We start from the raw sequence: 11,141 nt of genomic DNA on the forward strand, positions 1-11,141 counted from the left end.
GAAGCGCCGGAGCGCTGCTGGAGGGTGGTGGTCATGAGAACGGAAAGAAATGTTCCCGAAGGAACGGTTTAAGGAAGGGCAGGAGAGCCCTGCCTGACTTCGAGTGTAACGGAAGTTTGCGCTGTGTATCGCAAGCTTTATGAAGCTCTTGTGAAGAGGGCGTCAGCGCCTTTGGGTGTCGCGCTTGTTAGCGTCCCGGAAGCTCTATGGCAGCTGACTTGGCACCACAGCAAGAACGGGTGTTACTGGTGCGGCTGCCCTGCAATCCGATCTTTCCGATCGGGCCGATCTATCTCGCCGACCATCTGCACAAGTGCTTCCCGGAGATGCCTCAGCGCATCCTGGATCTTGCGGCATTACCAGTGCTTGACGTGCATCGCGTGCTGGACGCGACCGTTGACCAATTTCAGCCCACGCTTCTGGTGTTCTCCTGGAGAGACATCCAGATCTATGCACCGGTCGACGGGCGAGGGGGCAACCCTCTCCAGAATTCGTTTGAAGTCTTTTATGCCCGCAACCCACTGAAGCGACTCCATGGCGCCTTGGGCGGGCTTCAGTTGATGCGGAGTCATTACGGCGAGCTGAGCAGAAACCAGCGTTTGGTGCGTCAGGGCTTGAAGCGCGCACGCCGTCACCAGCCAAGCGCGCGGGCCGTTCTTGGAGGTGGAGCCGTCAGTGTGTTCTATGAACAGCTCGGCAAGTCGCTTCCCAAGGGCACGATTGTGTCCGTCGGCGAGGGGGAGCCGCTTCTAGAAAAGTTGATACAGGGTAAGTCTCTCGAGCAAGAGCGCTGCTTCGTTGTTGGTGAACCGCCCCGGTCAGGCTTGATCCATGAGCAACCGGAGAGTCGTCCCAAGACAGCCTGCAATTACGACTACATCGCCTCGGTTTGGCCCCAGCTCGACTGGTATCTCGAAGGCGGTGACTTCTACGTCGGTGTTCAGACCAAGCGTGGCTGCCCTCATAACTGCTGCTACTGCGTCTACACAGTGGTGGAAGGCAAGCAGGTGCGCCTCAATCCTGTTGCCGAGGTCGTGAAAGAGATGCGCCAGCTCTACGACCGCGGGGTGCGTGGTTTCTGGTTCACCGATGCTCAGTTCATTCCCGCTCGGCGCTATATCGAAGACGCCAAGGAGCTTTTACGCGCGATTAAAGCTGAAGGTCTTACCGGAATTCGCTGGGCGGCCTACATCAGAGCCGACAATCTCGATCCAGAGCTTGCTCAGCTCATGGTGGAGACGGGCATGAGCTATTTCGAGATCGGAATAACTTCAGGCTCCCAAGAGCTCGTGCGAAAGATGCGCATGGGATACAACTTGCGGACGGTGTTGGAAAGTTGCCGCATGCTTGCGGAAGCTGGCTTTCGCGATCACGTCTCGGTCAACTACTCCTTCAACGTGATCGATGAGCGGCCGGAGACCATTCGACAGACCGTGGCTTATCACCGGGAGCTTGAAACAATTTTCGGTGTTGATCGGGTTGAGCCTGCGATCTTCTTCATCGGTTTGCAACCGCATACCCATCTCGAGCAGTACGGTTTCGATCAGGGCTTAATCAAGCCGGGTTACAACCCGATGAGCATGATGCCGTGGACCGCGCGCAAGCTTCTCTGGAACCCGGAGCCGATGGGAAGCACCTTCGGCCGGGTGTGTCTCGAGGCCTTTGATCGCAATCCTGCCGATTTCGGTCGCACGGTGATGTCGCTCCTCGAAAGGGATTACGGAGTGGCTCCACTTCAGGAAGCGTTGCGTGCTCCTGTTTCTGGCCGTGCTGCTTTGGCAACGGCTGTTCGTTGATTTCAGCCCCAAATCGTTGTGATTTCTCACGATAAAAAATGTATTTTTATCCACATTCCTAAGTGTGGTGGAACCTCTGTCGAGGATGTGATCTGGCCGAAAGATCAAGGTCGTACTGAGCAAGATCTTTGGATGGGGTTTGTGACCCGGTTTGAAAATAAGTATCAGACCGGTGGCCTTCAGCATCTTTTGGCCTGGCAGGTTCGTCAGGAAGTCGGAAGTGATGCCTTTGATTCGTACTATAAATTTACTTTTGTGAGGAATCCTTGGGATCGCATTGTTTCTCAGTTTGCCTTTATGCAGAGAAGGCCGGATTTAATGGAGTATTTGGGTATGAAATCAGATACGGAATTTAAGTCTTATCTTGAGTTGATTCGCCTGAAAGAGCATGTGCAGTGGACTCCTCAGGTTCGGTTTTTTCTTGATCAAGATGGATCAGTTCTTGTGGATCGAATTGGGCGTTTGGAGTCCTTTGGCGAAGATTGCGCGCAAGTTTTTGCTGCTCTAGGATTGAAGGCAGGTCTGTTGGCAGGCCACGCTAATCGATCCAAAAGGCAATCGTTCCAGCATTATTACTCGGATCGAGAAGCGATTGAAATGGTTGCCGATATTTTTGCGGAAGATATAGAGTTTTTGGGTTATAAGTTTGTTGATCCTTCTGCGTAATTAGTCTTCGTCTCCTGTTTTCCAGGGGTATGACCACGGTATTTGAGCGCCCAGGCCGGTTCTCGCAACATGTTGTTGGAGGCGATGCTTTGCGATGATCTCGTCGCTGCTTTCGAAGTTGTCGTTAAGCTTATTTAGCTTGGTTCTAAGCAATTGTTCTAGATCGTCTTTTATTCCCTTCGCTGTTTTGTTTTTGATCAAGTTGTTCATCTGAAATGGATCATCGAAATTGTCGAATAAAAGCCATGCACCGCTTGCGTTGCGAACATAGGTGTGGCGGCTTGTTCGCACGCCACGATAGGCCTGTACTCCGTACAGTTGAAGTGGCCCTGCTTGTACTGGTGCACTAAGGAGTCCCGCGTCTGAGCTGTTACCAGGTTTTTGCCCTCGGATGATCATGCTCCAGTCTTGGCCTTGTAAATGATCCTCCTGTTTGAGGTTCGCTAATCCAAGCAGTGTTGGCATCAGGTCAGGTGCGTCAATAGGTGCATTGCATTGCTGCCCGGCACGATGTTTGTTGGTTGGGTCTCTGATGATGAGCGGGACGCGCACAGATTCTTCAAATGGGAACAGCTTTCTGGTTAAGCCATGGCTGAAAATCATGTCGCCATGATCTGATGTAAAGACCACAATGGTCTTGTCTTCAAGATTGCTTTTTTTGAGGCTACGCAGGATGATTTTTAAGCAGTCGTCGAGGGCTGAGATATGGGAGTAGTACCCATGTAATTGATTTCTCGCTTTTTTGTGATGCTCGCTCGGAACATTTTTAGGGATATTGATGTTTGATTTGTCGTATAAGTCTTGATATTCCTGGGGGGCTGAATGATACGGATCATGGGGTGGTCCCCATGAGACGGTGAGGAAAAAGGGTTGCGCATTCTGTGCGAATTTTTTGATCAGTTTTGCGGCGCAACGGCTTTGGGCTATGGCGTCATAGCCCTTCCAGAATTTTTGTTTGGTATCGTCATTCAAGAAGAATGGGGATTGGTTGTAGTTGTGGTTGCATTCATTCCCTTGCCAATGGTCAAAGCCTGCACGATATTGTCTGGGGATTGGTGAGTTCCTTCGGTCAAATCCTCCGGTGGGCGATCCATGGACATGCCACTTTCCAATGTATGCCGTGTGATAACCATTTCGCTTGAATGCGGTAGCGATGGAATTATGTGTGGGTGTCAGAGTTGCATCATTGACCAATACCCCGTGCTGGAGTGGATAGAGGCCGGTTAGTAATGAACCTCGGTAAGGAGAGCATTGTGAACATCCGGATATTGCGTTTGGAAAGTTGATTCCTTGGCTTTTTAGGTAATCAAGAGTGGGTGTATGGCATTGATTGATATCCGTCGTTCCTCGCAACTGGTCGGCAAAAATAATAATGACGTTGTGAGGGCGTCGATTCGTCAGCCTTTGCTTTATTGACTGCAATCGTTGCTTGAGCATTGTTTTAGTCGTGGACTGAGTGTGTTGACTGCCGCAAGCGAGTTGACTGAGTGTGTTGGCGTAGGTAGGCGACTATTGCAGTCAAGCTAAGGATCCCAACAACCCCCCCCAAAGGATTGGCATTAGATCCCCCTGGACCCACCAGCCAAATCGGTGCACTTGGATTGATTGTCATTAGGTTCTGATGAACAAGGAACCAGATCCCGACAAGCCCCCCATGCATTCCGATGCTTCCCCATAAAGAGCCCCGATTGCGGTACCGGAGTAGAGCCAAGACCAGCCCTAATAGAAATAGCCCTGTTAATAAACCCAGCATCGGCAAAATGCCGAGGTTGAAACGTGTGTGCACCAGGCTGAATAGCGCTGCTTGCCCGAGCATGCCGCCCGTAGCGCCAATGATCAGCGTGAGCTCTTCCCAAAGCCAGGCACGAAAGATCAGTTCTTCTGCCAGTCCGACGCCGAGGGCAAGTAATAGGCAATTGAACAGCGCATTGATATCCAGGCTCCCTTGCCATGTCCCACCTCCTGTGAAAACAAGCAAGCTCACAATCACGGTGACGAGCGCAAGGGACATCAAAAGGCCGATGCTCAGTGAAGTCACGTGAGGAATGCGATTCCTCGGATTACGACCCACTAGCCCTAGCCGTCTCCAAGGGTGATTTTCAGACCATCGCAGGGCGGCCCATCGTGGCATCACCAGCAGAAACAGCACAAAACTCAGAACGGTCCCTGTGAGCGAGACCTGATGTGCTGGCAGCCCAAGCAGCGTGAGAGGGACAGCTGTAATCCACCCCAACGCGTAGAGCAGCGGAATGAACAGAAGTGTGGGCAGCCAGACCGGCTGAAGCAGGAGAAACCTGTCCAGCAGTTGCTTCATCTCACTAACTCTCGGGCTCGATGGAGCTTGTCAGCCCTTTGCCCTTCAGTGTTTCGCAATAGAACTCAGCTGGCTCGATGTCACACACGATCACCAAGCCAACACCTGTGTTGTGGGCTTCCAGCATCACGGCCATGCAGTCCTGCTCGCTGAGTTGGGGCACAACCTGTTGAAGGGTGGACACCACATATTCCATGGAGTTCACCGGGTCGTTGTGCAGAAGCACCTTGTAGCGAGGTGAGCGCTTGCGAACCCGTTCCGGAGCTTTGTCCAGAACAGCCGCACCTCCTGGGTTTTGGCTGGGAGCATCCACGGCCATGACCATTGATCCGAGATTTTTGAAATCTAAGGGGAATGCGAATGAGGGGCGGCTCATAGAGCCTTGATGCGAGCCATGGCCTCGTCCACATTGGCGCGACTGTTGAAAGCGGATAGGCGGAAATAACCCTCTCCGGCGGCGCCGAAACCGCTCCCGGGCGTGCCGACCACATTGGCTTTGTTGAGGAGATGGTCGAAGAATCCCCAGGAGTCCATGCCTTCAGGGGTCTTGATCCAGACATAGGGAGCGTGTTCGCCGCCATAAACAGTGAGGCCTGCCTCACTGAGTTCGCGGCGAATGATCGCGGCGTTCTCCATGTAGAAGCTCACGAGGGCCTTCACCTCGGCCTGACCGGCTTCGGAGTAAACAGCTTCAGCTCCGCGCTGAATGATGTAGCTCACACCGTTGAATTTGGTGCTCTGGCGCCGGTTCCATAGCCCCCAGAGTTCAACGTCCTCACCGCTGGCTGCCTTGCCTTTCAGCCCTTTCGGCACCACGGTGAAAGCACAGCGTGTGCCAGTGAAGCCAGCGTTTTTGGAGAAGGAGCGGAATTCGATGGCGCAGTCCCGGGCGCCGTCGATCTCAAAAATGGAGTGGGGGAGGGCTGGGTCCTGGATGAAGGCCTCATAGGCCGCATCGAACAGGATTAGGGCGCCATTGGAACGGGCGTAGTCCACCCAGGCTTGGAGTTGCTCCCGGGTGGCGACTGCACCAGTGGGGTTGTTGGGGAAGCAGAGATAAATCAGATCGACAGGTTCACTGGGAATCTGCGCTGCAAAGCCGTTGTCCGCACTGATCGGGAGGTAGCTCAGGCCCGCATAGCGACCGATCGCACCGGCTTCACCGGTGCGGCCGGCCATCACATTGCTGTCGACATACACCGGGTAAACGGGGTCGGTGACAGCCACCTTGTTGCCCTCGCCAAGGATGTCGAGGATGTTGCTGCTGTCGCATTTGGAGCCGTCGGAGACAAAAATCTCCTCTGCACTGATGTCGCAGCCTCGGGATTGGAAGTCGTTCTTGGCGATGGCCTCCCGCAGCCAGCCGTAGCCCTGTTCGGGGCCGTAGCCGTGAAAGCCTTCGGCTGTGCCCATTGCATCGATAGCTGTCTTCATCGCCTCACGGCAGGCGAGTGGCAAGGGCTCCGTAACATCACCGATGCCCAGGCGAATCAGCGCTGCATCGGGGTGGTCGGTGCTGAACGCCTTCACGCGCCGACCGATCTCAGGGAACAGGTAGCCCGCCTTGAGCTTGAGGTAATTGCCGTTGACCTGAACCACGGAACCGGAAGCTATGTCTGCGGGGCATCTTGCCGTGTCGGCAGCTCCATACGATGACTTCAGGAGTAAGGACATCCGTCGTGGTCGTCTCAACCCCGGATCACCCGGTTGATTTCCATGCCCTGGTGGACAGCGGCATCAATAAACCCGCCCGGTACATGGGGCATGAGTTAGGGGTCGAACCAAGGGATTGGCAAGCCGCATCGGTGCGCTGGGCGCTCACTTACCCCGAGATATACGAGGTCGGCTCCAGCAATCTCGGCCACATCATCCTCTATTCGATCCTCAATGCCGTGCCTGGGCAATTGTGCGATCGCGCTTATCTCCCGGCCGCCGATCTGGCCGGCCGCTTGCGGGAGCGGAGTCAGGCGCTGTTTGCGGTGGAAAGCCGTCGGCCCTTGCCCACCTTCGACATTCTGGGCTTCAGCCTGAGTTACGAACTCGGCGCCACCAACATCCTCGAGATGCTGGACCTTGCCCAGGTGCCGATTCGAGCCGCCGATCGTGGCGACTTGCCGCTGAGTGATCCTGCAGCTCCTCCGCTGATCTTCGCGGGCGGTCCGACAGCCACCAGCAATCCAGAGCCCTACGCCTCTTTCTTCGATTTCGTTGCACTGGGGGACGGGGAGGAACTGCTGCCCGAGATCGGTCTAGTGGTGGCTCAGGCCAAAGCCGATGGATTGACCCGATCGCAACTGCTCCGCGATCTGGCCCAGGTTCCCGGCGTTTATGTGCCCTCTCTCTACGAGCTGGGCGCGGACGGAGTCACCCTCCAGCCGCTCCATCCTGATGTTCCTGAGAGGGTTCTCCGGCGTGTGGCGACGCCGATGCCCCACTACGCCATGGGCCTTGTCCCCCATGTGGAAACGGTGCATGACCGTCTCACGGTGGAGATTCGACGTGGTTGCACCAGGGGATGTCGCTTTTGTCAGCCAGGGATGCTGACGCGTCCAGCCCGGGATGTTGAACCAGAGGCGGTGATCGAAGCTGTTGAAACCGGGATGAAACAAACCGGCTACAGCGATTTTTCCTTGTTGTCACTTAGTTGCAGCGACTACCTAGCGCTGCCGGCGGTAGGGGTTGAGTTGCGGAACCGCCTCGCGGATCAGAACGTCACGCTTCAGCTGCCCAGTCAGCGGGTGGATCGCTTTGATGAAGACATCGCGCACATTTTGGGCGGTACGCGAAAAGCGGGCCTGACCTTCGCTCCAGAGGCCGGTACGCAGCGACTCCGCGACATCGTCAATAAGGGCCTGACCGATGACGACCTGCTGCATGGCATCCGCACCGCCATGCAGAACGGCTACCGCAAGGTGAAGCTGTATTTCATGATCGGCCTTCCTGGGGAGACGGATCCCGATGTCCTCGGCATTGCAGAGACCTGCGTGATGCTGCAGCAGCGCTGTCGTGACCTGGGTCGGCTGAACCTCAATATCACGATCAGCAATTTCACGCCCAAGCCCCACACGCCATTTCAGTGGCACAGCGTCTCAACTGCTGAGTTTGAGCGGCGGCAGACCCTGCTAAGGGAGGTCTTCAGGCGTTTGCGCGGCGTGAAGGTGAACTTCACCGATGTGCGGCTGTCCGCCATGGAGGATTTTGTTGGTCGCAGTGATCGGCGCCTGGCACCGGTGATCGAGGCGGCCTGGAGGGCCGGTGCCGGAATGGATGCGTGGTTTGAGTCGCTGGATCGTGCCTATGCCGCCTGGACCGGAGCTATTGCGGACGCTGGTTTGGAAGGGCGTTATCGGGAGATGGAGGTCGGGGGCTGGAGTGCCGTGGCCGCGCTGGATCGGGAGGACCTAGAAGCCTTCTGTGCCCAGCCGCTCCCCTGGGACCACATCGATACAGGCATCGATAAGGCCTGGCTGACAGATGATCTGCAACGGGCTCTTGCCGCGGCGGTTGTGCCGGACTGCTCCTTTGACGGATGCAGCAGCTGTGGTGTGTGTGGCCCGGATTTGGGGCACAACGTGGTTGTCCCTGCTCCCGAGGTGCCGATCCAAGTGCCCACGCAGGCGCCTCCAAGCGAACGGGTGTGTCGCATCCGGGTGCGATTCGCCAAAACGGGATCGATGGCGCTGCTCAGTCATCTCGATCTGATGCGAATGCTGGAGAGAGCCCTGCGCCGCAGTGCTCTCCCGATCAGCTTCACCGGAGGGTTTCATCCCCTGCCTCGCGTTCAAATCGCTCTGGCCCTTCCCCTCGGCGCCGAGGCCCAGAGCGAGTGGATGGATCTGGAATTCACCGAGGTACAGGACCCAAATCACTTCTGCAGCACGCTCCAGCCCTTGTTGCCGGATGGGATTCAGCTGTTAGCGGCAGCAGAGGTTCCCGTTCGTGGGAAAAGCCTCTCTCAAGAACTGACGGGCGCTGTTTGGTGTTTTGATCTCGTTCAGGACGAGCAGACGCAGATCCCTGTGGACTGGAGTGCGGCTGTCGATCAACTGCTGCAGGCCAAGACCTTGGTATGGCACGACACTGATAAGAAGGGGCGCCCCAGAGAGCGAGATTGCCGCCCAGCTTTGAAAGCGCTTCAAGTGACGAATCAGAACTCCAGTGGGGCCGCTCGCCTGCGGTTGGAAGCAGCGGTGGATGACATGGGCCGAAGCTTGCGCCCTGCTCAGATTCAGCACTGGCTTGCCGAGATAGTCGGGCAGCCCTTGCAAGTGCAACACTTGACCCGTGAAGCTCTGATCCTTAGTGCTCAGTGCTAGTTTGAATACAGAGCAAGTGTTTTGTCCGTCGGGACCACTCTTGTTCCGGTCTTGTCTGATCCCACACGGATATCGAGGTCCATATCACGGCTTGCGTGGCGGTCTATTTCGGAACCCCCAAGCTTGATTCATAGGAGTGCAAGCTCCGCATCCTTTTGGTCACATTGACCAGCTCAGATCTTTCCATCAACCCGTGAGTGCGGACCGGCAGGTTCCACAACGGATATGGCCCTGAATTGGGCTCAACCAGTCCTCCTATGCCCCAGCAAATTGTCATCGCGGAGCAGCTGCGCATCGCAGCAGTGCTAACCGATGAACGTGTTGACGAATTGATCGTCGCGCAGGGTCGTTATCAGATCGGAGATGTCTATCTCGGAACGGTTGAAAATGTTTTGCCCGGCATTGATGCCGCTTTCGTCAATATCGGTGAAAGTGAGAAAAATGGTTTCATCCACGTCACCGATCTCGGGCCGCTGCGTCTGAAGAAAGGTTCTGCTGGGATCACTGAACTTCTCGAGCCTCGTCAAAAGGTTCTGGTTCAGGTGATGAAAGAACCGACCGGTACCAAGGGCCCACGGCTGACTGGAAACCTTGCCCTGCCTGGGCGCTATCTGGTGCTCCAGCCCCATGGTCAGGGGGTGAACATTTCCCGACGCATCAGTTCCGATGCAGAGAGGAACAGACTCCGTGCCCTCGGTGTTCTGATCAAGCCGCCCGGGGCTGGCCTGCTGATTCGAACGGAAGCCGACGGCATCAGTGAAGATCTCCTGATTGAAGATCTGGAGTCGTTGTTGCGCCAGTGGGAGGCAATTCAGCAAGCAGCTGAGACAGCAGCCCCCCCTGTTCTTCTCAATCGCGATGAAGATTTCATCCACCGGATTCTGCGGGATCACATGGGGCCGGATTTGGCCCGGGTTGTGGTGGACGATGCCGCTGCCGTGGGCCGTGTCAGCAGCTTCCTTGGTGCTGATGCCAACAATGTTCTTGTAGAAGCCCACGGTGAACCCAGCGAGTTGCTGGAGCATTACAAGGTCAATGCCGCCATCCGCGATGCGCTCAAGCCTCGGGTTGACCTGCCTTCCGGTGGATACGTGATCATCGAGCCCACCGAAGCGCTCACGGTGATTGACGTGAACTCCGGATCGTTCACGCGCTCGGCCAATGCTCGAGAAACCGTTCTGTGGACCAACTGCGAGGCTGCGATTGAGATCGCTCGTCAGCTCAAGCTTCGCAACATCGGCGGGGTGATCATCATCGATTTCATCGATATGGATTCCCGTCGTGATCAGCTCCAGTTGCTGGAGCATTTCACGACAGCCGTTCGTGACGATTCAGCTCGACCGCAGATAGCACAGCTCAGTGAACTTGGCCTGGTGGAGCTCACACGCAAGCGTCAAGGGCAGAACATTTACGAACTCTTCGGACGGGCCTGCCCCAGCTGTGGGGGCCTGGGCCACGTGGCTGTGCTCCCAGGCAAAGATCTTCTCCAGCCCCTGGCGACCGCCACGGGATTGGTTCGTTCCGCTGCTTCTGCCCGCGCTGAAGTGGTTTCTCCCGGAGAGAACGGCGGGAATGGCCGGAGGCGGCGTGGTGGCCGAGGGCGCGGCACTCAGGATGCTGTCCTTCCGGTCGATACCTCCGATACGACCGCTCCTGAGGTGTCGACGCAAGAGGCGCATGAGCCTGCGATAGCCCGTCGTCAGGACCCTGAATTGGTTGCCGTCCCCATGACCGACGAACAGCAGCAGTTGTTTGGCTGGCTTGGTTTGAATCCTGCCCTGTTGCTGGAAGAGCCTCCTGAATCCGACAATGTTGTTGTGAGGGTTGTTAGCCCTGGCGAGGATGAGCAGGAGGTGCTGGAGGCTGCTCGGCAGCAACTGGCGGCAACTGCAGGACGGCGTCGTCGTCGCGGCGGGCGTGGTGGCCGTTCAGGCGCACGTAATGGCGTCAGTCAGCCCGCCGTGACCCCTGCCACGGAAACTCCAGTTGTCGTGACGTCTTCCGTCCCGGATGAGACTGCACCCCTGATGGTGGAGATCACCCCCTTGG

Annotated in this window: 8 protein-coding genes; 4 read left to right on the top strand and 4 right to left on the bottom strand. The window is 56.4% G+C overall.

The window, feature by feature from the left end:
- Window positions 1–206: 206 nt before the first annotated feature.
- Both NCN06_RS12700 and NCN06_RS12705 read left to right on the top strand, forming a co-directional pair.
- Complete coding sequence (locus NCN06_RS12700; RefSeq protein WP_226423284.1) at window positions 207–1,796, top strand: photosystem II high light acclimation radical SAM protein; 1,590 nt, start codon at window positions 207–209, stop codon at window positions 1,794–1,796.
- Window positions 1,797–1,814: 18 nt separating this feature from the next.
- The gene (locus tag NCN06_RS12705) at window positions 1,815–2,462 is read left to right on the top strand and encodes a sulfotransferase family 2 domain-containing protein (protein WP_226397929.1); all 648 of its coding nucleotides are present in this window, start codon (window positions 1,815–1,817) and stop codon (window positions 2,460–2,462) included.
- Here NCN06_RS12705 and NCN06_RS12710 read toward each other — a convergent pair whose 3' ends face one another.
- From NCN06_RS12710 to NCN06_RS12725, 4 genes are read right to left on the bottom strand one after another with little or no spacing between them, the layout of a single operon-like run.
- Complete coding sequence (locus tag NCN06_RS12710) at window positions 2,463–3,899, bottom strand: sulfatase family protein (protein ID WP_226423283.1); 1,437 nt, start codon at window positions 3,897–3,899, stop codon at window positions 2,463–2,465.
- A 4-nt stretch (window positions 3,900–3,903) separates the two neighbouring features.
- Window positions 3,904–4,776, bottom strand: a complete 873-nt coding sequence (locus NCN06_RS12715; protein ID WP_226397931.1) for a DUF8676 domain-containing protein — start codon at window positions 4,774–4,776, stop codon at window positions 3,904–3,906.
- A 4-nt stretch (window positions 4,777–4,780) separates the two neighbouring features.
- Window positions 4,781–5,101, bottom strand: coding sequence for an ATP-dependent Clp protease adapter ClpS (clpS, locus tag NCN06_RS12720; RefSeq protein ID WP_115022714.1), 321 nt, complete (start codon window positions 5,099–5,101; stop codon window positions 4,781–4,783).
- Window positions 5,102–5,148: 47 nt separating this feature from the next.
- Complete coding sequence (locus NCN06_RS12725; RefSeq protein WP_226397932.1) at window positions 5,149–6,375, bottom strand: LL-diaminopimelate aminotransferase; 1,227 nt, start codon at window positions 6,373–6,375, stop codon at window positions 5,149–5,151.
- A gap of 53 nt (window positions 6,376–6,428) precedes the next feature.
- On the opposite strand from NCN06_RS12725, the gene NCN06_RS12730 reads away from it, so the two are divergent.
- Window positions 6,429–9,092 (top strand): TIGR03960 family B12-binding radical SAM protein, encoded by a 2,664-nt coding sequence (locus tag NCN06_RS12730; RefSeq protein ID WP_250399028.1) that lies wholly within the window; start codon window positions 6,429–6,431, stop codon window positions 9,090–9,092.
- 257 nt (window positions 9,093–9,349) lie between these two features.
- On the top strand, window positions 9,350–11,141 hold a 1,792-nt coding region (locus NCN06_RS12735; protein ID WP_250399029.1), incomplete at its 3' end, for an Rne/Rng family ribonuclease.

This window comes from Synechococcus sp. MU1648, assembly GCF_023630615.1.
Lineage (GTDB): Bacteria > Cyanobacteriota > Cyanobacteriia > PCC-6307 > Cyanobiaceae > Parasynechococcus.